A 23,290-nucleotide genomic window follows, 5' to 3' on the forward strand; every position below is an offset into this window, starting at 1 on the left:
CATGGCGGGCATGCCAGTTCCATCCGTCGAATACAGCCTTATCCTGCCCCTGCTGATCGTTTTCGGCACTGCGGTGACCGGTGTGCTCTTCGAGGCGTTCATTGCGCGCCGGGCGCGCTACCTGATGCAGGTCCTGCTCGCTGTCGGCGGTTTGGCCGCGGCGTTCGCCTCCATCGTCGCGGTGGGCCGTGGCCTGCCGACCGGTGGCCGCATCGCGCTGCTGGGCGCACTGGCCGTCGACGGGCCGGCATTGGTGTTGCAGGGCACCATCGTGCTGGTCGGGATCATGGCCGTGCTGTTCATCGCCGAGCGCAACATCGGTGCGGGCGTTCCCGAGGGTCCAGGCGCGGCGACCGCGCCCGCAGCCCCACCACGTGCGGGCCTGGACGCGTTCACTCCACAGGCTTCGGCCGTGCCGGACAGCGTCGCCGAACTCGACGCGGCGCGCGCCGGGGTGACCCAAACCGAGGTGTTCCCGCTGACCGTGCTGGCGGTCGGCGGCATGATGGTCTTCCCCGCCGCCAACGACCTGGTCACCATGTTCGTGGCGCTCGAAGTGCTCTCACTTCCCCTGTATCTGCTGTGCGGGCTGGCCCGCTACCGCCGTCTGCTCTCGCAGGAAGCGGCGCTGAAGTACTTTCTGCTGGGCGCCTTCTCCTCGGCGCTGTTCCTGTTCGGCGCCGCATTGCTCTACGGCGCCACGGGGACGCTGACGCTGCCGGACATCGGCGAGCAGTTGTTCTCGCACAGCAGCGATCCGCTGGCGCTGATCGGCGCCGGGCTGCTGCTGGTGGGCTTGTTCTTCAAAGTCGGCGCGGTGCCGTTCCATTCGTGGGTTCCCGACGTCTACGTCGGGGCGCCAACACCGATCACCGGTTTCATGGCGGCCGCCACCAAGGTCGCCGCATTCGGCGCGATGCTGCGGATCCTCTACGTCGCACTGCCTGCGCTGCATGACCACTGGCGCCCACTGCTGTGGTTGATCGCGGTGCTGACCATGGTGGTCGCCACCATCGCGGCGATCACCCAGACCGAGGTCAAGCGGATGCTGGCCTACTCCTCGATCGCGCATGCGGGCTTTGTGCTGACCGGCGTGCTGTCGGCGATCCCAGCCGGTATCTCCGCGACGCTGTTCTATCTGGTCGCCTACAGCTTCTCCACGGTGGGCGCCTTCGCGGTAGTGAACCTGATCCGCAGCTCCAGCGGCGAAGAGGAACTCGATATGTCCCGGTGGGCCGGGTTGGGCCGGCGTTACCCCGTTGTGGGCCTACTGTTTTCGATGTTCCTGCTGGCGTTCGCCGGCATCCCGCTGACCAGTGGTTTCATCAGCAAGTTTGCGGTGTTCAAGGCCGCTGCCGAGGGCGGCGCGGCACCACTGGTGGTGGTCGGCGTGATCGCCAGCGGTGTCGCCGCCTACTTCTACGTCCGGGTGATCGTGTTGATGTTCTTCACCGACTCCCCCACCGACCCACCGCACTTGGTGCTGCCCAGCGTGTGGAGCAAGGCGGCCATCGCACTGTGTGCCGCGATCACCGTGCTGTTAGGGGTGCTGCCGCAGCCGCTGCTCGACCTGGTGGACGCCGCAACCCAATTCGCGCAGTAATCGCAGCGTGCCCGTCGCGTGGCGGGTACACATGGAGAGATGCACGACGAGTCATTTCAGCAGCTGGTCACCATGCTGGACTACACGATGTTCGTGGTGACCACGGCGACCGATCAGCGCGCCTCGGGGTGTCTGGTCGGCTTCGCCACCCAGACCAGCATCGAACCGCCGAGGTTTCTGGTGGGAATGTCCAAGCGCAACCACACCTTCGAGGTGGCTGCCGAATCCGAGCACTTGGCCGTTCACGTCCTGGCTCGCCACGATATCGAGCTGGCCCGGCTGTTCGGCGGTCAGACCGGCGACGTCATCGACAAGTTCGAGCGCTGCGCCTGGCACAGGGGTCCCGCGGGCATGCCGATCCTCGACGATGCGCCAGCCTGGTTCGTCGGCAAGACGCTGCGCCGGATCGACCTCGGCGACCATATGGGCTACCTGTTGGAACCCGTGGCCGGATATGCCGCCCAGCGCGACGAGGACCTGCTGTCGCTTTCGGACGTCGAGGATCTCGAACCGGGCCACAAGGCCTGACGAGACGACCCGGGCAGCGCCTAACCCGGCTCTCGCAGCGGAAGTCCGGCAGCCTGGTAGATCGCGTCGATGACGGTCATGTTCTCGATCGCGTCCTCGGGGGTGGTGCGCACCGGCACACCACGAAGCACCGCGTCGGCGAACGCGTCGAGCTGGTAGGCATAGGACGCCCGGTGGGTGAACCGCTCGACGCGCTTGCCCTTGGGCGAGCTGACCCGCAAGCGGTGGAAGTACTGGGGCATCAGCGGGTTGAGCGCTCGCAGCTCGCCGTGCTCGCCGATCACCCGGGCGCTGATCTGCAGCAGGTTCGATGACCACAGCGAGCAGCGGATGGTCCCGGTGTGCCCGGCGGGAAACCGCAGCTGCGCCGTCATGGCTCGGTCGACGAGCGGATCGCGCAACTTCGCCTGCGCGGAAACAACTTCCGGGGTAGCTCCGCCGAAGGTGCGGGCCATGTGCACGGCGTAACAGCCGGCGTCCATCAGCGCCCCGCCGGCCAGCGCATAGTGATAGCGGATGTCGGAGAACCGGGGCAGCGGAAAGCTCAGTGCGGTATCCACCTGCCGCAGCTCCCCCAGTTCGCCCGAAGCGATGATCTCTTCGATGCGTGCCGTCATCGGGTGGTAGCGGTAGTGGAAGGCCTCCATCACCACCCGGTCGGAGGCTGCGGCCGCCGCGGCCATCTCGCGGGCTTCCTCGGCGTTGGCGGTGAACGGCTTCTCGCACAGCACATGCTTGCCGGCGTCGAGTGCGGCGCGCGTCCACCGGCCGTGCAGGTGGTTCGGCAGCGGGTTGTAGATGGCGTCGACCTCGGGATCGGCGAGCAGCGCGTTGTAGCTGTCATGCACCCGGCCGATGCCGTGTTTCGCGGCGAACGCCCGCGCCCGGCCGATGTCGCGCGCGGCCACCGCGCTCACTACGACTTCAGGGTTGGCGGCAGCGGGTTTGAGCAGCGCCTCCGGGGTGATCCGCGCCGCTCCGAGCACGCCGATCCGGAGCGCAGCCGCGGTGCCGGTCACGCGTCGGTGCTCCGCTGCAGCCGGAACCCCGCCACCCGGCGGCCGGCGTGGGCCGGATTGGTCATGTCGAGCACCCGGCGCGCCTGCTCGTGCACCGGCGTGGCGGGGTCGAGCACCGACAGGTAGACCTCGTGGGCGGCCAGGGATTCCACCGCCACGTCGAGGTAGTCGTCCACGTCCTCGACGTGGGTGGGCTCCGGGCCGCCTTGGAACAGCCAGCGCGGCGGGTCCGCCATGGTGTCCCAGGCCTCGGTGACGGCGGCGGCGAATTCAATGTGGTCGCGCTGGTTGGGCCTTCCGGGCGCGAACTCGGGACCGCCGTATATCGCGATCACCACATCGGGGCGGGCCTCGCCGATCACCGAGGCGATCTTGGCGCGCAACTCCGGCGTGTTGCGGATGCTGCTGTCCGGGAAGCCCCAGAAGTCAACGTCCACGACCCCCACGAGGGCCGCCGCTCGCCGTTGCTCCTCCTCGCGCAGCGGCCCGGCCTGCGCCGGTTCCATGCCGGCGATGCCCGCTTCCCCGCTACTGGCCAGCGCGTAACGGACGGTCTTGCCGGCGGCGGTCCATTTGGCCACCGCAGCGGCGGTGCCGTACTCGGGATCGTCGGGGTGTGGCACCAACACCAGCAGCGACGCCCAGTCTTGCGGGAAAGGCTGCGGCCCGGTGGGCCCGAACGGCTGAGCCATGGGTCTATGCCATCACACCGTGGGCGATGATGTCAGCGATCCGTTGCACCCAGTCATCGCCGAGATCGTCGTCGGGGCGCAACATCATGGCCAGCAGCGCCGCGCCGCCGATGATTTCGACCAGCCGGTCGGGGTCCACGCCTGGTCGTGCGTCGCCGCGGCTCACCGAGTCGGCCACCCAGTGGCGCATCACCTCGAATAGGCCCTGGAAACGTTCCAGGATGCGCGCGGTCAACTCCGCGTTGGTCGCCATGTCGGCGATCAGGCCGGGCAGCGCCGCCCGCACCACCGGGTTGGTGAACGCGTCGCGGGCACCGGCCATCATCGCCCGGAGGTCGCCGGCCGCGTCACCAGGCGCCGCGGATACCGCACTCGGCGGCACCGAGAACACGGCCTCGTGCACCAGCTCGGCCTTGCTGGGCCACCGGCGGTACAGCGCGGTCTTGGTCGTCCCGGCACGCTCCGCGACGGCCGCCAGGCTCAGATTCGTATATCCAACTTCGACAACCAGTTCCACGGCGGCCTGCAATATGGCAGCGTCGATGCGGGGGTCACGAGGTCGTCCAGCACCGGACCCCTTGTCAACCGCTGAAGGTTCTGCTTTCATAACGCTACCTGTCGTATCGTAATTACCCTAACGGAGGATACAACCGTGGTCGAGCAACCGACTGTGGAGACGGACGTCGGCCGGATCCAACGTTCAAGCCGCGATGTCACCACCCTGCCCACGGTAATGTCTCGCTGGCTTGCCACCCAGTTGCCGGGGGCGGCCACGCCGGAGATCACCGTGGAAAGCGGCGTCGACACCAACGGGATGTCGTCGGAAACAATCATGCTCACTGGCCGCTGGACGGCCGACGGTGCCCCGGTCGAACAGCGCTGGGTGATGCGGGTGGGGCCGGCTGCCGAGGACGTACCGGTGTTTCCGACCTACCGACTTGACCACCAGTTCGAGGTGATGCGACTGGTGGGTGAACTCACCGACGTCCCCGTGCCGAAGGTCCGCTGGCTCGAACCGACCGGAGACGTGCTGGACCGGCCGTTCTTCTTGATGGACCGGGTCGATGGCGAGGTGCCACCCGACGTCATGCCCTATACCTTTGGCGGCAACTGGTTCGCCGATGCGACAGCCGAGCAGCAGCGGACCCTGCAGGACTCCACCGTCGAAGTGCTCGCCAAGCTGCACGCCATCCCGAATGCCGAGCAGACCTTCGCCTTCCTCGACGAGGGGACGCACGGGGCGACCGCGCTGCGCCGTCACTTCGAGGGAGTGCGGCAGTGGTACGAGTTCGCGGTGCCCGACATGGGGCGCTCGCCGCTGTTGGACCGCGCCTTCGCCTGGCTGGAGCAGAACTGGCCGGACGACGTGGCTGCCGGCGAGACGGTGTTGTGCTGGGGCGACTCGCGGGTCGGCAACGTGCTCTACCGCGACTTCCAGCCGGTCGCCGTGCTGGACTGGGAGATGGTGACACTGGGGCCGCGCGAGCTGGACGTCTCGTGGGTTATCTTCGCGCACTTGGTGTTCGAGGAACTGGCTGGACTGGCCGGACTCCCCGGGCTCCCGCAGGTGCTGCGCGAGGACGACGTGCGGGCCAGCTACCACAAGCTCAGTGGCGTCGAACTCGGTGACCTGCACTGGTTCTACGTCTACGCCGGCGTGATGTGGGCGATCGTGTTCATGCGCACCGGGGCCCGTCGGGTGCACTTCGGGGAGATGGAGAAGCCCGAGAATCCCGAATCGTTGTTCTATCACGCCGGATTGCTCAAGAAGTTGATCGGAGAACAGAGCTGATGCTGGGCCCACTCGACGAATTCCCGGTTCACCAACTGCCGCAGCCGATCGCCTGGCCAGGCTCCTCGGATCGCAACTTCTACGACCGCTGCTATCTGAACGCCCATGACCGCACCGGCGATATCTTCCTGATCACCGGCTGCGGCTACTACCCCAACCTGGGCGTCAAGGACGCCTACGTGCTGGTACGCCGCGGCGACACTCAGACCGCGGTGCACCTGTCGGACGCCATCGACCAAGACCGGCTCAATCAGCGCATCGGCGCTTACCGCATCGAGGTCACCGATCCGCTGCGCTCCCTGCGGGTGGTCATGGATGAGACCGAGGGCATCGCGCTGGATCTGCGCTGGGAGGGCCTGTTCGACCCGGTGCAGGAGCAGCGGCACATCCTGCGGACCGGCAACCGGGTGACCCTGGACGCGCAACGCTTCGCCCAAATGGGCTCCTGGAGTGGGCAGATCGTGATCGATGGTGAGGAGATCGCCGTCGATCCCGAGGTCTGGATCGGCTCCCGCGACCGCTCCTGGGGCATCCGCCCGGTCGGTGAACGCGAGCCGGCGGGCCGACCCGCCGACCCACCGTTCGACGGCATGTGGTGGCTGTATCTGCCGATGGCGTTCGAGGACTTCGCTGTGGTGATGATCATCCAGGAGGAGCCCAACGGTTTCCGTTCGCTCAACGACTGCAGCCGGGTCTGGCGCGACGGCCGTGTCGAACAGCTGGGCTGGCCACGGATCTCCACCCGCTACCGCTCTGGCACCCGCATCGCCACCGGAGCCACCATCGAGGCCACCCGCCCGGATGGCACCCCGGTGGTGTTCGAGGTGGAATCCAAACTGCCGGTGCCCATTCACGTCGGCGGCGGCTACGGCGGCGACATCGACTGGCTGCACGGCGAGTGGAAGGGCGAGAAGTTCACCGAACGCCTGACCTATGACATGACCGATCCGGGCATCCTCGGGCGCACCAGCTTCGGGATGATCGACCACGTGGGGCGCGCGGTGTGCCGCGAGGGCGACGCCGCCCCGGTCGAGGGTTGGGGACTCTACGAGCACGGTGTGCTGGGCCGCCATGACCCGACGGGATTCCCCGACTGGGTCACCATGGCGCCCTAGCTCTAAGCCAATTCGCTGACGATCGCCCCGACGACCGCCGGGGCGATCGGCGCAGCCTGGTAGACGCAGACGGTGTCGGCGATTCCGTCGACCCGGTCACGGATGCGCGCGGCCACCTGTGCCGGCGTACCGCATGCGGCGATGGTGTGCAGGATCTCGTCGGTGATCCGGGCACCCATCTGCGCCCATTGGCCCTGCTTGGACAGCGCGTTGAGTTCGGGCTGCAGATCCTGCCAGCCGTGCGCGGCCAGCACCGGCGCATACGCCGGAGTCGACGCATAGAAGCCGAGCAACATCCGGGCAGCGGCTTCGGCGGCCTCCCGCTCGGCGTCGGTGGCGCCGGTGGCCACGATGATCTCCGGCACGACTCTGAAATCCTCGGCGCGGCGTCCGGCTTGGGCAAGCCCCGCACGCACCGCGGACATGGTGCTCTCATGCAGGAATCGCTTGGTGGAGAACGGCATCACCAACAGGCCGTCGGCGTGCGCGGCGGCCGCGCGGGTCAGGCGCGGCCCCAGCGCCCCGACATAGATGGGCGGTGGGCCGTACGGGTTCGGGCCCGGGCTGAACGTCGGCGTCATGAGGGTGTGCCGGTAATAGTCGCCCCGAAAATCCAAGCGGGCGCCGGTGTTCCAGGATTCGAAGATCGCCCGCAGCGCCGCAACAAGTTCGACCATGCGGTCCACCGGGCGATCGAAGGCGGCGCCGAATCGCTTCTCGATCTGGGCACGCACTTGGGTGCCCAGCCCCAGGGCGAATCGCCCGCCACTGAGCAACTGGTGATCGTTGGCCTGGTGCGCCAAATGGATCGGGTTGCGGGGGAACGCGATCGCGACGTTGGTCATCAGGTCCAGGCCGCCCACCCCGGCGGCCAGCGTCAGCGGCGCGAACACATCGTGCGGGCCTTCGAAGGTGAAGACCCCGCTGACCCCGGCGTCACGCAGCTCGCGCGCCTGATCGACGACACCGGTCAGTCCGCTGAGGGCAGTGAGTACTTTCAACGCGATTCCGCAGCCTTACGAACTGATCTCGGAACCGACTGCCAAGCCGCCCGCGGATCCGGTGGCCAGATCCACCAGGTCGCGAAGCTCCCGGTTCACCACTGCAGGGTGTTCGAGGATCGAGCAGTGTCCCCCGCTGACCTCGACGAACCGGGCGAGATTGGGTGCGGTGTCGGCGATCCGCTGTGATGCCCGCAGCGGCAACAGCCGGTCCCGGGTGCTGCCGATGACCAAGGTGGGCACGGTCAGACCATCGAGGTTGATGAAGGATGCCGGGCCGAGCGCGTCGATAAGCGCCCGCACCCAGTGGCCGCGGCTGGCGGCCGGCGTCTTGGCGAACAGGTCGCAGATCAACGAGGTGACCCACGGATCGGCCGCACCGCCGACAGCGAGCATGTGCACGAATCGCCGCACCGCCAGGTTCGCCGGGCCGACGATCGGCACGTTGCCAAACGCCAGCAACCCGCGACGCGCTGCCTGCACCCGGGCCCGCTGTAGGGGCGGTGGCACCTGGAACAGTTCGACCTCGGCCAGCAGGTTGCCGATGGTGGTGTTGATCAGCGCTACCGCATCGGCACGCTCATGCACCTGGTGCCGGTAGCGGTCCGACCAGGAACTGATCGCAATGCCGCCCATCGAGTGTCCGGCGATGACCGCACGCTCCCCCGGCGCCAGGGTGGCCTCAAGGACCGAGTCCAGGTCGGATGCCAGGTGCGTCAGGCTGTATCCACCACGCTTGGGGACGCCACTACGGCCGTGGCCGCGGTGGTCGTAGGCGATCACCCGGTGATCGGCGCTCAGGTCGGCAATCTGCTGTCCCCACACCCCGATGGCGCAGGTGATGCCGTGCGCCAGCACGATCGGATAGCCGTCGGCCGGCCCGAAGACCTGGGTGTGCAGCTTTGTTCCGTCGGCCGCCCGGACCGCTATGGTGCGGGCCGGCGGCAGCTCCGCCGGGAATTTGCCGACACTTCGCCGCCGACTGGACCGTTGAGCACTCATCGCCACCTCATCGGAAATGCGGCAACGCTGCCGCATCGCGAGCATACGCCTGCGTGGACTAGGTTTTCGGGAAGGCACTATTGACGAAGGGTTCGCCCATGCGCGCGGTACAGATTTCCCAACTCGACGGACCGGCAGCTGCCCAGGTAGTCGATCTCGACGAGCCGGCCGGTGCGGGTCTGGTGGTCATCGACGTACACGCCGCCGGGGTGGCGTTTCCCGATGTGTTGCAGTCTCGTGGGCTCTATCAGCACAAACCGGAGCTGCCGTTCGTGCCGGGCGGCGAGGCAGCCGGTGTGGTGCGCAGCGCCCCGGACGGCGCGCATGTGCGCCCCGGTGACCGCGTGGCGGTTTTGACCATGCTCAACGGCGGGATGGCGCAGGTGATCGCGGTGCCCGCCGCCCAGGTGTTCAAGCTGCCGGACACGGTGTCGTTCGAGGCCGGTGCCGGGCTGCTGTTCAACGACCTGACGGTGTTGTTCGCGCTGACCACGCGCGGCCAGCTGGCCGAAGGCGCCACGGTGCTGGTGCACGGCGCCGCCGGTGGGATCGGTACCTCAACGCTGCGGCTGGCCGGGCCGCTGGGGGCATCCCGGGTGATCGCGGTGGTCTCGACCGAGGCTAAAGCCGAGGTGGCCAGGGCTGCCGGCGCCACCGACACGGTGCTCGCCGATGGGTTCCGCGAGGCGGTGGCCGAGTTGACCGGCGGGCGCGGCGTGGACCTGGTGCTCGACCCGGTGGGCGGTGACCGCGTCACCGACTCGCTGCGCTCCCTGGCCCCCGGCGGAAAGCTGTTGGTGGTGGGCTTCACCGGTGGCGACATCCCGACGGTCAAGGTGAACCGGCTGCTGCTCAACAACATCGACGTGGTAGGCGTTGGCTGGGGTGCGTGGGTGATGTCGCACCCGGGCGAGCTGGAGCGCCAATGGGACGCGTTGGAGCCGCTGCTGGCCTCCGGGAAGGTGGCCGCGCCGCAACCGGATGTGTTCGGCCTCGATCGGGCCGCCGATGCGTTGGCCGCGTTGGAGAATCGCACCGCGGCCGGCAAGGTCGTGCTGCGGATGCGCGATTAAGCCCCGCAGGGAGCCGATCCAGCTCCTCAACCGCACAGAGCCGGCCTCCACCGTTGTCGTGCGCTCGAAGGCATTCCCCTGATTCCTCTTGTGCCGCTGCGTCGTCCGTAGACGCCTTCGGCGTTGCTCGGCCGTTCGCGTACCCGGCTGGAACAGTCCTTGACGCGAATTCGACAAGTACCGGGCATGACCCGCCCAGCGGCTATCACGCACATAGTTGACCAACCACGTTGACCAACCCTGGTCAACTACTTAGCATCGATACGATGAAGCAGGTCAAGGTCCAGTACGCCAAGACGCACCTGTCTGCGCTGATCGCCGCCGTCGAGGGCGGCGAAGAGTTTGTCATTGCCCGCGGTGACAGCCCAGCCGCCCGTTTGGTCCCGCTCGCCAGCCAAGATGATCGCGAACTCGGCTTCGTCGCCTATGCGGTGCCCGACGAATTCTTCGACCCACTTCCCGAAGAAGAACTCACCGCATGGCAGTGACAGTGACGTACCTGCTGGACACCCATGCTCTGCTGTGGGCACTCACGGCCCCTTCCCGCCTGGGACGGAATGCCCGCGAGGTCCTCACCGATCGGTCCGTCGCCATCGTCGTGTCGTCGGTGTCAGCATGGGAACTGTCCACCAAGCAGCGACTAGGCAAGCTTCCCCAAGCAGATGCAATCCTTGGCGCCTATTCCAGGCATCTCGATCGCTTGGGTGCCACCAGATTGCCGATCACCGACGAACACGCACTACTGGCCGGACGACTCGACTGGGATCATCGGGACCCGTTTGATCGGATGCTGGCCGCCCAGGCGATCATCCAGTCGATGACTCTCATCACCGGTGATGCCGCATTCGCCGGCCTTGCCGGCGTCCCTATGGTGTGGTGACTGTCCACGGATCGCCAGACCAACGCCGAGTTCTTCAAACCGAGAGGAATCCGATGCCGGACCAGCGTTCTCCGCACAGTGACAGTGCCCTGCTCGACGCCGTCGAGCAGTCACCGAAAGCTGTGGCGGTACACGATAAATCGGCGTGGGTCGGAATCTTCGCCGCCGACGGGCAGGTGAACGATCCGGTCGGGTCGACTCCCCACGTCGGCACGGCCGCCATCGGGCGGTTCTTCGATACCTTCATCGCACCGAACACCATCGCTTTTGACGTGCAGAACGACGTAGTCGCGGGGATGTCGGTGCTACGAGACCTCACGGTGCACACCACCATGTCAACGGGCGTCACCATGCATATCCCGATGCACCTGCGCTATGACCTGGCCTCGCATGGGCCAGACGGCTCGCTGAAGATCCAAAGGTTGTTCGCGCACTGGGAGCTACAGAAGATGGTCGGCCAGTTGCTGACCTCCGGGGGCCGCGGCCTGCTGGCCTCGGTGATCCTGGGCCCCCAGCTGCTTCGGCACCAGGGGCTTTCCGGCTGCGCAGGATTCCTGCGCGGCCTTTCCGGGGTGCGCAAGCGTGGGAAGCGTCGGGTCGAGAACCTTGTCGCGGCGCTGGCGCAGCGTGACGCGGCCGCGGTTTCGGCGCTGCTGACTCCCGATGCCACGCTGAGCCTGGACGGTGTTTCGGAGACCACGGTGGCCGAGTTCGTCTCAACGGCACAGCACCTGACGGTCGAAAAACTCTTGGCCGCAGGGCATACCGTCACTGCGACGGTGCACCTGGATGGCCGACGCGGGGTGGGGTTGTTCGAGTTCTCCAAAGAGGGCGCGGACCGGGGCGCGATTTCCGCTGTCCGCCTCTATATCTGAGGCGGACAGCTACAGCACGCCGGGAATGATCGCCTTGCGGTTGGGCGGGTAATCGGGGAACTTCTGCTGGTACCACTTGTGGGTGGCCATCGCCCTGGGCCCCAGGTTCGCGATGGAGAAGAGCAGGAAGATCAGGCCCGGAAGCGTCCAGGCCATGATCGCCCAGCCCGCCCACAAGACGAGTTCACCGAAGTAGTTGCCCGAAGACACCCAGCGATACACCCCGCCGTACGGGATGCTGTACCCGCTGCTGCCATCGGCGCGCAGACCGATCAGGATGCGATCGGCCTGGAAGTTGATCCCCCAGCCGATCACTGCCACGGCCAGGCCCAGGATGAAGCGGGGGTCGACAAACCAACGCTCCTGCTGCAGGTGCGGGGCCAACGCCACGGCGTAGCCGTTGGCGAACCCGTTGACGGCGTTGAAGACGAAGCCGAAGGCGATACCGGAGATCGGGAAACGTTTGTCATCGCCCTTGCGGCTCAGCGGATAGATCAACCCGCGATAGAGATAGTGGCACTGCCACAGTGCGTACAACACGATCGCCGGTGCCCCATGCGAGTGCGCCACCAGCCAGAACGTCACGGTAAAAGCCCACCATTGGGGGCATTCGAACGTCAGCCAGCTGATCTTTCCCGGCAGCGTGAAGCGGTCGTCCGGACTGGCGAAGCGGCCATAAGGGTTGGTGAACCAGAAGCTGCTGGCGAAGGTGACGATCGTCAAGACGACTAGAAAGACGACAGCGGCGTGATACAGACCGGCCATGGGGAACCTCTCATCGAAGGATGCTAGGCAGTAGTAGCACATGTGGCCGCTGCGATCGCGCTGCGGATGCGTGACTAACCTGCGGAGTCGTCCCGCCTGCCGGGTGCGAAGTAGTCGAACGCGGCCCGCATGTCGCTGAGTTTGCCGTCGGTGCCCTGCAGCGAGAGTGTTACGTGGCCAAAGGATTTGGCGCCCAGCCGCTCAGGTCTCGGGAACGCTGACGCGTTGTCGAGGAACAAGTGGGCCAGCTGCACCCGGCCGGTATCCGCGGTGGTGATGCGCTCGATGGCACTCCACGGGATCACCCGGTTGCCGCTGCGCCGCCCGTAGACACCTTCGGCGTCGATGCGGACCTCGGCTCCGGAGGAGAACAACCGCGATATCAGCACCGCCACAGCGAAACCGAAGAAGACGATCGCGATCCACCCGAAGACGTGCAGGGCCTGCGGCGACCAGCCGCGGATCGGCCCCACCGGCCCGAACCCACCGGCCAACCGCACCCCGATCAGGACGAACGCGACTGCGATGGCGAGCAGCGAGGCGATTTTGCGACGGTCCGGATGCGCTTCAAACGGCATGTGCCCTCCCCTGTCGACGGGGATGACTCTAGTGCGCGACGGCGGCGGCGCCTCTACAACTGACGAGCGGCTAGGGCTCGCTGATGCGCGCCTTGAACTCCGGACACTCGACCAGAGGCGTGTGGGTGCAGGTGACGGCGTGGGTGAGGCTGTCACGCATGCGGGTGAGGCGGGCGATTTCGTCATCGACTTGGCGAGCCTTCTCCGCCATTCGTGCACGTAGTTCGGTGTCGCTGGGGGTGGCCCGCAGAAAGCGCTCGATCTGAGCAAGCGTGAATCCGGCCGCTTTGGCACAGCTGATCAAGGCGAGCCGGTCAAGCACCGCCGGTTCGTAGGTGCGACGCAGGCCGTTGCGCTCACCGGAGCTGATCAACCCGCGCCGCTCATAGAACCGCAGCGCCGATGACGCCAGACCGGATCGACTCGCCACCTCAGCAATGTCCAGCATCACCATCCCCTTGACTTGAAGCGTGGTTCAAGTCAGACACTAGCGACGAAGCGCCGCCAAGGAAAGGACACCGAGCGCCATGCCACTACATCCGCAGGTCCAAGCCCATTTGGAACGACTGGCCGGCAGCAACTTCGCCGACCTGCACACGTTCGCCCCGGAGCAGGTCCGCCAGGCCATGCGTCTGATGACCCAAAGCCTGGGCACCGGCGAAGCCGTCGCACGCGTTTGCGACCGCGCCATCTCCACCCGAGCCGGCGAGCTGCCGGTTCGGATCTACCATCCGCAGCCAGACGAACGGCGCCCGGTGATCGTGTTCTTCCACGGCGGCGGTTTCGTGCTGGGCGACCTCGACACCCACGACGGGCTGGCCCGGGCGCTGGCGAACCGCACCGGCCGCGTCGTCGTCTCGGTCGACTATCCCCTAGCCCCGGAGCACAAGTACCCGGCAGCGATCAACGCCGGCTTCGCTGCCACGCAGTGGGTTGCCCTGCACGGCGGCGAAATCGGCGCCGACGGCACAGACATCGCTGTCGCCGGTGACAGTGCCGGCGGGAATCTCGCTGCTGTGGTCGCGCTGATGGCTCGCGACGCCGGCGCCCCGGCCATCACGCACCAGGTACTGATCTACCCGGACTTGGATTTTCGGCGATCGAATGTCTCCATCCAAGAATTCGCGGGACAGTACGGCAACATCAGTCGAGCAACCCAGCAGTGGTTCATGAACCACTACCTCAACGATGCTCACGAGAAGCTCGATGCTCACGTCTCGCCGCTGCTGGCACCCAGCCTCAAGCAGCTTCCTCCGGCGCTCATCGTCACCGCGGAATTCGACGCCCTGCGCGACGAGGGCGGACAGTACGGCGCCCGACTCCAGCAAGCGGGTGTCCCCACCACCGTCAATCGCTATGACGGGATGATCCACGAGTTCATGCGCTGGCCCTTCGACGACGCGGCCCGGGCGCTCGAGGACATCGCCGCCGCTCTGCCAGCCGTGCCCCCGCCGAATTGAGCCCAGGGAATATACGTTGCGTCTGGCCAGCCATCGCCTAGTCTATTCACTGGACACTATGTCCAGCGAGCTATCGATGACGCAAGGAGCACGAGGCGATGCCACCCACGGCCAGCTCCCTGGGACCGCAGCCGGCGGACTACGACCCCGAGTGGGTGCGGGCGAAGTACGCACTCGAACGCGACAAACGGATGCGTCCCGACGCCGTGGGCCAGTTCATCGAGGTCACCGCCGATTTCTCGCACTACGCCGACGACCCGTGGACCGAGCGCGTCGAGCGCGACCCAGTGCACGACCACGTCCAGGTGGCGATCATCGGCGCCGGTCTGGGCAGCCTGGTCGCCGCCGCGCGGCTCCAGGAATCCGGGATCGACGACATCAGGATGATCGACACCGCCGGTGACTTCGGCGGCACCTGGTACTGGAACCGCTACCCCGGCGTGCAGTGCGATGTCGAGTCCTACATCTATCTGCCACTGCTCGAAGAGCTGAATTACGTACCCACCGAGCGCTATGCGCACGGCCCGGAGATCCGCGAGCACCTGCAGAACATCGCCAAGCACTACCGCCTCTACGACAACGCCTTGCTGGGCACCACGGTCACCGGCCTGCACTGGGACGACGCCGCCAAGCACTGGCAGATCACCACCGATCGCGGAGACGCGTTCACCGCCACGCTGGTCGCGGTCTCGCCCGGATCGCTCACCCGGCCGAAACTGCCGGGCATTGCCGGCATCAACGAATTCCGCGGACACACCTTCCACACCAGCCGCTGGGACTTCGGCTACACCGGCGGCGACGAATCCGGTGGGCTGACCAAACTGTCCGACAAGCGCGTCGGCGTCATCGGCACCGGTTCCACTGGACTGCAGTGCATCCCGCACCTCGGAGAGTGGGCGCGGCAGCTCTACGTCTTCCAGCGCACCCCGAGCACCGTTTCGGTGCGGGGCAACCGACCCACCGACCCGGCGTGGGCGGCGAGCCTGCAGCCGGGCTGGCAACGCGAACGCATGGAGAACTTCACCCGGGTCACCTGCGGGGTGGAGATGGACCTCGACCTCACCGACGACGGCTGGACGCAGAAAGCCCTGGAACTCAGTGAGCCCGCGGTGATCCGCGAGACTCAGCGCCTCGGCCGACAGATGACCCCCGAGGAGATCGCCGACTTCCTGTTCCACGCCGACTACGTGGCGATGCAACGGCTGCGGGCCCGAATCGACGACACCGTCCGCGATCGCAAGACCGCCGAAGCGCTCAAGCCCTGGTACCGGCTGAACTGCAAGCGGCCCGGCTACCATGACCAGTACCTCGATACGTTCAACCGGGACAACGTCACGTTGGTCGACACCGATGGGCGCGGCGTCGATCGGTTCACCGAGACCGCCGTCGTCGTCGACGGCATCGAATACGAACTCGACGCACTGGTGTTCGCGACCGGCTTCGAGGTGGGTACCGAGTTCACCCGCCGGCTCGGCTTCGAGATTGTGGGCCGCGACGCCGTGCGGCTCAGCGACAAGTGGGCGAAAGGCATGCGGACCCTGCACGGCCTACAGACCCACGGCTTTCCCAACTGCTTCTTCCTGGGTTACACCCAATCCGGGGTCTCCCCCAACTACACCCACACCGCCGAGGAGCGAGCCCGCCATTTCGCCTACCTGGTCAGCACATTCGTGCAACGGGGCGCGAACACCATCGAAGCCACCGCGGCCGCCGAGGACCAGTGGCTGGCCGCGATGGACCAAGCGTCGGAAAAACCCAAGGCCTTCTACGCCGAGTGCACGCCGAGTTACCTCAGTTCCGAGGGCGACCGGGAGAATCCGCACGGCATGCTGTCGACCAATTTCGGCGGCAAGCCTGTCGAGTTCTTCGAAATGCTGAACGCGTGGCGATCCACCGGCCGGCTGGAGGGGGTGATCCTGAAATGACTTCCACTGCACCGAAACTCACGATGCGTGACCGGCACCGCGCCATGACCCGCGACCAGATCATGGCCGCCGCGTTGGAGGCGTTTGCCGACCGGGGCTATGTCGCAGTGACCATCGACGACGTCGTTCGCCGGGCCGGGATCGGGCGGGCGACGTTCTATCTGCACTTCGACTCCAAAGCTGCGGTGCTGCGCGAACTGCGCAATACCCGCATGACCGTCTGGTCCCAGCAGGACGCCCCGCGTGGCGGCAGATCGGGACGGCCCTCGATCAGAGCGTTCTTCGAGAAGGTGGTCGACTTCTACACCTCCGCGCCGCAGCTCTATATGGCACTGCATCAGGCGCGGGCGGCCGACCCGGAGTTCGCCGCGGCGCATCGAGCCACCATGGAGGACAACGTCACCGAGTGGATCGAGGCCGATGCCATGCCCGGTGCCACCGAGGCCCAGCTGCGGCTAGCCATCGCGATGATGTACACCATGGTCGATTCCTTCATGCACCTGTGGCTGGTCGACGGCTGGCCACTGGAGCGCGAGGCTGCCATTGAGGCGATGACCGACGCGCTGCACGCCACCATGCGCTGAAAACCCCGGCCCGAGCGCCGGCCGGATTTATCGTGGCACACGCACGAGCGACCGCGGTGCGAGCGGTTTTCCGACGAGAGGCTGCGCAATGACCGAGCTACGGGCAGACGGCGCGATGACTGAGCAGCCGACGCAACGCCGAGGCGTCATGCAATCGCTCACCGGGCTCAGTGTCCGTTACGTCGAGCGCCTGATGCCCGACCCGTACCTGTTCGCCGTGATCCTCACGCTGATCGTCGCCGGGATGGTCGCCGCTCTGGTGCGCGGCGCATCGGCCAGCGGCATGCTGACGGCCTGGTACGCCGGGGTCTGGGGGCCGCAGAACATCTTCACGTTCGCCTTCCAGATGGCCCTGATCCTGGTGACCGGCTACACGCTGGCCGAAGCCCCCGTGCTGAAGCGGGCGATCGTCCGCGTCGCGGCTGTGCCGCGCAACCAGGTGCAGGGGGCGCTGCTGTGCTTTACCGTCAGTGCCGCTGCATCCCTATTGAACTGGGGCCTGGGCCTGGTGGCCGGTGCGCTGGTGGCCCGGCAGGTCGCGCGACGTTTCCCCGACTCGCATTTCGGCTACCTGATCGCCGCGGCGTTCATGGGCTTCATCGTCTGGACGCAGGGACTCTCGTCGTCGATCGCGCTGGCGAACACCGACGCCGGCAGCCCCATCAACGTGATCCACAAGATCGCCGGATTCACTGTGCCGTTGAGCCAGACCATTTTCCAGCCGTACAGCTGGCTCTCGGCGCTCATCGTGTTGGGGGTGCTCGCGCTCGCGGTGTGGCGGATGGAGCCGTCGGAAAGCCTGCCCCCCGATTCCGCGGTGTTCGAAGACGACAAAGCAGCCGTTGAGATCCCGGCCGGCAAGACATTTGCCGAATGGCTGGAGAATCAGTGGATCCTCAACGTGCTGCTGTTCGCGGCGGGGATCACGTATTTCGTGACCAGTGGTTTCGCGCTGAACATCTCGTCGATGATCATGCTGTTCACGATCACCGCCGCCCTGCTGCACCGCACGCCGATTCGCTTCATCCGGGCATTCACCGGTGCCGCGAAGGTCTCTGGCCCGCTGCTGCTGCAATATCCGCTCTACGGGGGCCTGGTCGGACTGCTGGCGTACCAGGGCGCCGAGGGGTCCAAGCCGCTGCAGACGCTACTGGCCCAGACGCTGGTCAACGGCGCGACGGAGTACACGTTGCCGTTCCTGACCTTCATCGGCTCGGTGATCATCAGCCTGTTCGTGCCGTCCGGCGGCGGGCACTGGGCCGTGCAGGGCCCGATCGCCGTCGACTCTGCGCTGGCGATCGGCCAGCAGTCACCGGCCTATCTCGGCCTGGTATCCATGGCCGTTGCCGTCGGCGAGGGCGTGGCGAACATGATCCAGCCGTTCTGGCTGCTGCCACTGCTGGCGATCGCGAAGCTCAATGTCCGTCAGGTGATGGGCTTTACGATCGTGGCGTTCGTAATCGGGTTGGCGGTCCTGGGGGCGATGACGTTGATCGCACCGTGGGTGATCTGAGGGCTACCAGCGTTCGCGATTCCTTGATATCTGCTCGTGCTTGTCGGATGCTCGTGACAGACGCACTGTGCCCTGGTCGCGAAGGAGAACGGCGTTGAACACACCGGAAGTCGGCAGCGTGGGCAGGATCTCCGCCGCCCTGCGGGACTGCTACGCCGCGATAGAAGCCCTCTGCACCGATCTCAGCGACACCGAGTGGGGCGCTCAGTCACTGTGCCCGGACTGGACGGTTCGCGATGTGATCAACCACGTCACCAGCATCGAGGCGGCAATGGCGGGATGGCTGCCCGACGACGATCGCACCCCGCCGCCGTTCGACAAGGCCGCGGACTTCCTGCGCGACGCCGACGCCGACGGCGCCGCTTACGCCGAAGTGGTACGCGCGGTTTTTGACCGTCGGCGACGCGACCTGGCCGCGTTGGCCGACGCGGATCTGCTGCGGCCGTCGTGGACGCCGGTCGGGCCCGCCACCTACGGCAGGTTCCTCGAGATCCGGGTCTTCGACTTCTGGGTGCACGAACGAGACATCACCACCCCACTGGGCCGCACCACCGATGACGCAAATCGCGGCGCCGAGATCGCACTGGCGGAGGTAGCCGGGTCCTTGGGCTACATCGTCGGCAAGAAGGTGGGCCTACCCGACGGAAAGAGCATCACCTTCGATCTCACCGGCCCCATTACCCGCCAGCTGCACGTCGCCGTGGATGGCCGAGCCAAAACTGTTGACCACCTGAATAACCCGGATGTCACGGTGGTCACCGGTTCCACGACCTTCATCCAACTGGCCTGCGGACGCATCGACCCGCAGGCCCAGATCGACTCCGGCGCCATCACCTGGAAGGGCGATGGCGACCTCGGCGACCGGGCCGCGCGTAACTTGAGGTTCACGATGTGACGGGTCGCCCGGATTTCATCGACTTCCACTTCGACGTCATGTGCCCGTATGCGTACCAGACGTCGCGGTGGATTCGGGAAGTACGCGACCGCACCGGCCTCGCAGTGAACTGGCGTTTCTTCAGCCTGGAGGAGATCAACCGCCAAGAAGGCAAGAAACATCCCTGGGAACGCGAGTGGTCCTATGGCTGGTCGATGATGCGCATCGGAGCACTGCTGCGTCGCCGATCGATGACCGACGTTGATACCTGGTACGAGCGCGCCGGCCGCGCTCTGCATGTCGAGGGCCGCAAGCCGCACGAGAAGGCGGTCGCCCGCCGGCTGCTCGAAGAGCTCGGATTCGATCCCGAACTCGCCGACCAGGCGATCGCTGACCCGACGACCAGCGACGAAGTACTGGCCGACCATCGACGGGTGGTCGCCGCCAGCGGCTACGGGGTACCCACACTGTTCTTTCCCGACGGGCAGTGCCTGTTCGGACCGGTGCTCATCGATCCGCCCACCGGCGATGCTGCCCTGCGGCTCTGGGACGCCGTGGTCGGCTGGACCGAGTTTCCGCAGTTGTACGAGCTGCAGCGACCCAAGACGCCGGCCGACGAGCAGCGCATCGCCGAAACCTTCCGCCCCTACCTGCAGGCGCGCGACTGGGTGTCGATCAACCGCGGACAGGTGGTCACCTTCCCCGACCGGGAGCAAAGGGCGGCCGCGGCAGATGAACCCTAGGTCAATGATCACCATTGCGCCGGAACAGAATCCGGTAGCGGCCTAGGCTGCCCGATATGGCCGACTTCACCGCGTCGCTGCCCCCGGAACTGGACAACGTTCCGTCCGCCCAGGGACCGCTGCCACCGTCGTCTGATCTCGTCGGCCGCCCCTATGCACTGCCCATCGACATCCTCGGCGAGCTGCACGGGCCGCTGTTCTACGCCGACTTCAGTGGGGTGCGAAAGCTGTACGCGTGCTCACGGGCGCTGGTCGAAGAACTGTGCGACGAGAACCGGTTCGCCAAGAACCCGATGCGCCCCTTGGAGCGAGTCCGCCAACTCGCCGGCGACGGCCTGTTCACCGCATACCACGGTGAACCGAATTGGCAGACAGCCCACGACGTCCTGATGCCCGGCTTCAGCTACGCCGGGCTGCGCAACTATCACGGCGCCATGCTCGACATCGGCACCCAGCTGATCCAGCGCTGGGATGGCTGCGTCGGGCATCAACCGGCGGACGCGTCGACCGACCTGCGGAAGCTCGCGATGGACACCGTCGGCCTTGCCGGCTTCGGAGCACGATTCGACTCGTTCAGCCACGAGGGCCTTGCCCCCATCCCGCAGAGTTTCACCGCGGCCCTGGCCAAGCTTGCCGAGACCGAGGGAACCGCCGACCTCGACCACGAACTGGAGCATCTGCATAGCAGCTTCGACGAGCTGATCGAGCAACACCGAGCAACTGCCACAGCCGAACTCGACGACCTGCTCTACGTCATGCTCGCAAGCGACTCCGACGGCGGCCCACGCCTCAGTACGGACAATATCCGCAACCAGATCATGACGTTTCTCATCGCCGGCCAGTTGACCACGTCGGAGCTGATGCCCACCGCGCTCTACAACCTGCTGCGTCATCCGGCAGTACTGTCGCGCGCAGTGGCCGAAGTCGATGCCGTGTTCGGGGTGGACGACGACTATCTGCCGAGCTACGACGACATCGGAAAGCTCGAGTATCTGCGGCAGGTGATCAACGAGACGCTGCGGTTGTCCCCGCCGGTAATTGGCTTCGACCGAACAGCCCTGGCGGACACAGTCATCGGCGAAAAATACCCGATCAGACAGGGCGAGGCCGTCAGCGTGCTCACCGGGGCGCTTCATCGTCAGCCGGAATGGGGTGACAACGTCGAACTGTTCGATCCGGACAGGTTCGACGCCGCCCGCTCTGCCGGCAGGCCCGGTGCGGTGTTCAAACCCTTCGGCACTGGAGCGCGATCCTGCATCGGACGCCAGTTCGCGCTGCACGAGGCCACCATGATGATCGCCCGGCTGATCCACCGTTATCGCCTGATCGACTCGCAACACTATGTGCTGCAGTTCGACAGCGAGCGCAGCCGGCGCCCGATGGGCTTTCACCTCGACCTGATCCGGCGAGCGCCTGAAGACCGCCGCACCGCAACAGCCTTGGCCACCCCGATACCCGAACGGAGCACGTCGGGAGCCAGCTCCGCGGTCAAAGCCGGCACCAAGTTGGCGGTGCTGCACGGCTCGAATCTTGGAACGTGTCGCGCACTGGCCAAGCAGCTTGCCGAAGAGGCCACCGACCTTGGCTGCATCGCCACGGTGGCGCCCCTGGACGACTTCGCCGGAAACTTGCCGGACACCGATGCGATCGTGATCGTCGCCGCGTCCTACAACGGTCAGCCGACCGACGACGCGCGCGCCTTCCTCGCCTGGCTGCTCGGCGGAGATACCGCACTCGACGGCGCTCCGTACGTCGCGGTACTCGGTGTCGGGGATCGCAACTGGGCCGACACGTATCAGGCGGTACCCAAGCGCATCGATGAACGCCTGACCGAACTGGGCGCCCGGCCGTTGATCCCGCTGACCTCCGCCGATACCTCAGGGGATCTCAACGGCACGGTCGAAGAATTCTCGGTGGCGTTGCACGCAGCGCTGTGCGAGCACTTCGGCGATCCGGACGCGGCGCCGGTCACCGACACCGATGAACCGCTCTACGACATGCATCCCATCATCGGCCCGGTCACCGCGGCGCTCGACGCCCGCTTCGCAGTAACACCGATGACCGTCCTGGACAACACCGCCTTGGTGGGCGACGACGCGATCCTGGGCGGAGCAAAACACTTTGTCCGCGTTGTCCTTCCCGAGGGAATTGAGTACCAGACGGGTGATCACCTGACAGTCCTCGCGGACAATCCGCCAGATCTCGTCGCCACGGTGCTCGAGCTTCTCGGCATCGAAGCCGAACGGCGGCTGTCGATCAATCCTCGGCGCACTTCGCGGCGGTTGATCGCACTCGATCGGGAGGTGAGCGCGCGCGAACTGCTCACCCACTTCGTGGAGCTGCGAAAGCCGGTTACGCCGAGCCAATTGCGGCGTCTGGCCGCATCCAACCCGTGCCCGCCGGAGCGTGAACGTCTCGAGCAGCTGGCCGCATCGGCCGATCCCTGCCCACTGAGTCCATTCGAGTGCCTGGTGGAGTTCCCGGCGTGCGAACTGACGGGCGCCGAGCTACTCGAACTGCTGGAGCCGATGACACCCCGCCACTACTCCATCGCGTCGTCCTCGCGCCTGACACCGGGGCTGGTCGGGCTGGTGGTCAGCGTGCTCGATGCGCCGGCCCGGTCCGGGCATGGACTGTTCCAGGGCGTGGCATCCAATCATCTGGCCGCCGCCGCACCTGGTGCACAGATTCGGGCACGGGTCGACCCGGCCCGCCAGGCGTTCCGTGCCGGTGCCGACCCGGCGAAGAATGTGATTCTGGTCAGCGCGGGTACAGGTGTCGCCCCGTTCCGGGGTTTCCTCGGCGATCGCTTGGCGGCCAAACAGGAAGGGGCGCCCTTTGCGCCGGCCCTGTGTTTCTTCGGCGTCCGAAATCCAGACGTGGACTACATCTTCCGCGAACAGTTCGAGGCCGCCGAAGCGGCGGGGGTAGTCCGGATGCGGCCCGCCTTCTCCCGCGCACCGCAGGACGGTGTGCGCTACGTGCAGGACCGGATCGCCGCCGACGCCGACGAAGTGTGGGAGCTGCTCGGCGATCCCACCAAGCACACTCACGTCTACGTGTGTGGTGACGGCGCCCAGATGGCGCCGGCGGTGCGGCAGGCCTTCATCGACATCTACCGCGTGCGTACCGGCAGCGACGAGAGCCAAGCCCGCGACTGGCTTATCGGACTGGTGGAGTCCGACCGCTACGTCGAGGACGTGTGGGCTGGGTGAGCGCGGGGCCGGACGAGCCAGAGACCCCATGAACGAAAACGGCCCCCAGGCTT

General features: G+C 66.5%; 23 protein-coding genes. 15 read left to right on the forward strand and 8 right to left on the reverse strand.

Annotation, left to right across the window (positions count from 1 at the left end; translation table 11 throughout):
* The first annotated feature begins 1 nt into the window (after nucleotide 1).
* Nucleotides 2-1,603: an NADH-quinone oxidoreductase subunit NuoN gene (nuoN, locus tag MJO54_RS16450; protein ID WP_064888093.1), complete on the forward strand. Its 1,602-nt coding sequence runs from the start codon at nucleotides 2-4 to the stop codon at nucleotides 1,601-1,603.
* 39 nt (nucleotides 1,604-1,642) lie between these two features.
* Nucleotides 1,643-2,131, forward strand: coding sequence for a flavin reductase family protein (locus MJO54_RS16455; RefSeq protein ID WP_064888095.1), 489 nt, complete (start codon nucleotides 1,643-1,645; stop codon nucleotides 2,129-2,131).
* 20 nt (nucleotides 2,132-2,151) lie between these two features.
* On the opposite strand, the gene MJO54_RS16460 is transcribed toward MJO54_RS16455, so the two are convergent.
* The 3 genes from MJO54_RS16460 to MJO54_RS16470 are packed head-to-tail and all read right to left on the reverse strand — an operon-like array spanning nucleotide 2,152 to nucleotide 4,449.
* On the reverse strand, nucleotides 2,152-3,150 hold the full coding sequence (locus MJO54_RS16460) for a Gfo/Idh/MocA family protein (RefSeq protein WP_064888097.1): 999 nt from the start codon (nucleotides 3,148-3,150) through the stop codon (nucleotides 2,152-2,154).
* The gene (locus MJO54_RS16465; RefSeq protein WP_240175187.1) at nucleotides 3,147-3,842 is read right to left on the reverse strand and encodes a PIG-L deacetylase family protein; all 696 of its coding nucleotides are present in this window, start codon (nucleotides 3,840-3,842) and stop codon (nucleotides 3,147-3,149) included. Before MJO54_RS16465 ends, MJO54_RS16460 begins: the two co-directional genes overlap by 4 nt.
* 4 nt (nucleotides 3,843-3,846) lie before the next feature.
* On the reverse strand, nucleotides 3,847-4,449 hold the full coding sequence (locus tag MJO54_RS16470; RefSeq protein ID WP_046284288.1) for a TetR/AcrR family transcriptional regulator: 603 nt from the start codon (nucleotides 4,447-4,449) through the stop codon (nucleotides 3,847-3,849).
* Between the two features lie 45 nt (nucleotides 4,450-4,494).
* On the opposite strand from MJO54_RS16470, the gene MJO54_RS16475 reads away from it, so the two are divergent.
* Together MJO54_RS16475 and MJO54_RS16480 are read left to right on the forward strand one after the other, a co-directional pair.
* Nucleotides 4,495-5,634, forward strand: coding sequence for a phosphotransferase family protein (locus MJO54_RS16475; protein WP_240175188.1), 1,140 nt, complete (start codon nucleotides 4,495-4,497; stop codon nucleotides 5,632-5,634).
* Nucleotides 5,634-6,749, forward strand: coding sequence for an Rv3169 family protein (locus MJO54_RS16480; RefSeq protein ID WP_064888102.1), 1,116 nt, complete (start codon nucleotides 5,634-5,636; stop codon nucleotides 6,747-6,749). The genes MJO54_RS16475 and MJO54_RS16480 overlap by 1 nt, the downstream gene beginning before the upstream one ends.
* A 2-nt stretch (nucleotides 6,750-6,751) precedes the next feature.
* On the opposite strand, the gene MJO54_RS16485 is transcribed toward MJO54_RS16480, so the two are convergent.
* Both MJO54_RS16485 and MJO54_RS16490 read right to left on the reverse strand, forming a co-directional pair.
* Nucleotides 6,752-7,750 (reverse strand): TIGR03617 family F420-dependent LLM class oxidoreductase, encoded by a 999-nt coding sequence (locus MJO54_RS16485; RefSeq protein ID WP_240175189.1) that lies wholly within the window; start codon nucleotides 7,748-7,750, stop codon nucleotides 6,752-6,754.
* Between the two features lie 15 nt (nucleotides 7,751-7,765).
* On the reverse strand, nucleotides 7,766-8,752 hold the full coding sequence (locus tag MJO54_RS16490) for an alpha/beta fold hydrolase (protein WP_046284304.1): 987 nt from the start codon (nucleotides 8,750-8,752) through the stop codon (nucleotides 7,766-7,768).
* A 98-nt stretch (nucleotides 8,753-8,850) separates the two neighbouring features.
* On the opposite strand from MJO54_RS16490, the gene MJO54_RS16495 reads away from it, so the two are divergent.
* The 4 genes from MJO54_RS16495 to MJO54_RS16510 all read left to right on the forward strand — a co-directional run bounded on the left by MJO54_RS16495 (nucleotide 8,851) and on the right by MJO54_RS16510 (nucleotide 11,580).
* Nucleotides 8,851-9,825 carry an NADPH:quinone oxidoreductase family protein gene (locus MJO54_RS16495; RefSeq protein WP_046284284.1) on the forward strand — a complete coding sequence of 325 codons (975 nt, stop codon included), beginning with the start codon at nucleotides 8,851-8,853 and terminating at the stop codon, nucleotides 9,823-9,825.
* Nucleotides 9,826-10,091: 266 nt separating this feature from the next.
* Complete coding sequence (locus MJO54_RS16500) at nucleotides 10,092-10,313, forward strand: type II toxin-antitoxin system Phd/YefM family antitoxin (RefSeq protein ID WP_046284283.1); 222 nt, start codon at nucleotides 10,092-10,094, stop codon at nucleotides 10,311-10,313.
* The gene (locus MJO54_RS16505) at nucleotides 10,304-10,705 is read left to right on the forward strand and encodes a type II toxin-antitoxin system VapC family toxin (protein ID WP_046284282.1); all 402 of its coding nucleotides are present in this window, start codon (nucleotides 10,304-10,306) and stop codon (nucleotides 10,703-10,705) included. Before MJO54_RS16500 ends, MJO54_RS16505 begins: the two co-directional genes overlap by 10 nt.
* 53 nt (nucleotides 10,706-10,758) lie before the next feature.
* Nucleotides 10,759-11,580, forward strand: a complete 822-nt coding sequence (locus MJO54_RS16510; protein ID WP_240175190.1) for a nuclear transport factor 2 family protein — start codon at nucleotides 10,759-10,761, stop codon at nucleotides 11,578-11,580.
* 9 nt (nucleotides 11,581-11,589) lie between these two features.
* Here MJO54_RS16510 and MJO54_RS16515 read toward each other — a convergent pair whose 3' ends face one another.
* From MJO54_RS16515 to MJO54_RS16525, 3 genes are all read right to left on the reverse strand, one after another.
* Complete coding sequence (locus MJO54_RS16515) at nucleotides 11,590-12,345, reverse strand: DUF1295 domain-containing protein (protein WP_046284280.1); 756 nt, start codon at nucleotides 12,343-12,345, stop codon at nucleotides 11,590-11,592.
* A 74-nt stretch (nucleotides 12,346-12,419) separates the two neighbouring features.
* Entirely contained in the window at nucleotides 12,420-12,923 is a 504-nt protein-coding gene (locus MJO54_RS16520; RefSeq protein ID WP_064888107.1) for an STM3941 family protein, read from the reverse strand.
* A gap of 70 nt (nucleotides 12,924-12,993) precedes the next feature.
* Nucleotides 12,994-13,371 carry a MerR family transcriptional regulator gene (locus MJO54_RS16525; RefSeq protein WP_240175191.1) on the reverse strand — a complete coding sequence of 126 codons (378 nt, stop codon included), beginning with the start codon at nucleotides 13,369-13,371 and terminating at the stop codon, nucleotides 12,994-12,996.
* 79 nt (nucleotides 13,372-13,450) lie between these two features.
* Between MJO54_RS16525 and lipP1 the strand changes: the two genes are divergently transcribed.
* The 7 genes from lipP1 (at nucleotide 13,451) to MJO54_RS16560 (ending at nucleotide 23,237) form a co-directional block, all read left to right on the forward strand.
* Nucleotides 13,451-14,383 carry a LipP1 family hormone-sensitive lipase gene (gene lipP1 / locus MJO54_RS16530; RefSeq protein WP_240175192.1) on the forward strand — a complete coding sequence of 311 codons (933 nt, stop codon included), beginning with the start codon at nucleotides 13,451-13,453 and terminating at the stop codon, nucleotides 14,381-14,383.
* 98 nt (nucleotides 14,384-14,481) lie between these two features.
* Nucleotides 14,482-16,308: a flavin-containing monooxygenase gene (locus tag MJO54_RS16535; RefSeq protein WP_240175193.1), complete on the forward strand. Its 1,827-nt coding sequence runs from the start codon at nucleotides 14,482-14,484 to the stop codon at nucleotides 16,306-16,308.
* Entirely contained in the window at nucleotides 16,305-16,892 is a 588-nt protein-coding gene (locus tag MJO54_RS16540) for a TetR/AcrR family transcriptional regulator (protein ID WP_240175194.1), read from the forward strand. Before MJO54_RS16535 ends, MJO54_RS16540 begins: the two co-directional genes overlap by 4 nt.
* 88 nt (nucleotides 16,893-16,980) lie before the next feature.
* Nucleotides 16,981-18,405: a TIGR00366 family protein gene (locus tag MJO54_RS16545; RefSeq protein WP_234783287.1), complete on the forward strand. Its 1,425-nt coding sequence runs from the start codon at nucleotides 16,981-16,983 to the stop codon at nucleotides 18,403-18,405.
* A gap of 94 nt (nucleotides 18,406-18,499) precedes the next feature.
* The gene (locus MJO54_RS16550) at nucleotides 18,500-19,300 is read left to right on the forward strand and encodes a maleylpyruvate isomerase family mycothiol-dependent enzyme (protein WP_064888119.1); all 801 of its coding nucleotides are present in this window, start codon (nucleotides 18,500-18,502) and stop codon (nucleotides 19,298-19,300) included.
* Nucleotides 19,297-20,022, forward strand: coding sequence for a mycothiol-dependent nitroreductase Rv2466c family protein (locus tag MJO54_RS16555; protein WP_064888121.1), 726 nt, complete (start codon nucleotides 19,297-19,299; stop codon nucleotides 20,020-20,022). The genes MJO54_RS16550 and MJO54_RS16555 overlap by 4 nt, the downstream gene beginning before the upstream one ends.
* 56 nt (nucleotides 20,023-20,078) lie before the next feature.
* Entirely contained in the window at nucleotides 20,079-23,237 is a 3,159-nt protein-coding gene (locus tag MJO54_RS16560) for a bifunctional cytochrome P450/NADPH--P450 reductase (RefSeq protein ID WP_240175195.1), read from the forward strand.
* Nucleotides 23,238-23,290 lie beyond the last annotated feature (53 nt).

This window comes from Mycolicibacter virginiensis (assembly GCF_022374935.2).
Taxonomy (GTDB): domain Bacteria; phylum Actinomycetota; class Actinomycetes; order Mycobacteriales; family Mycobacteriaceae; genus Mycobacterium; species Mycobacterium virginiense.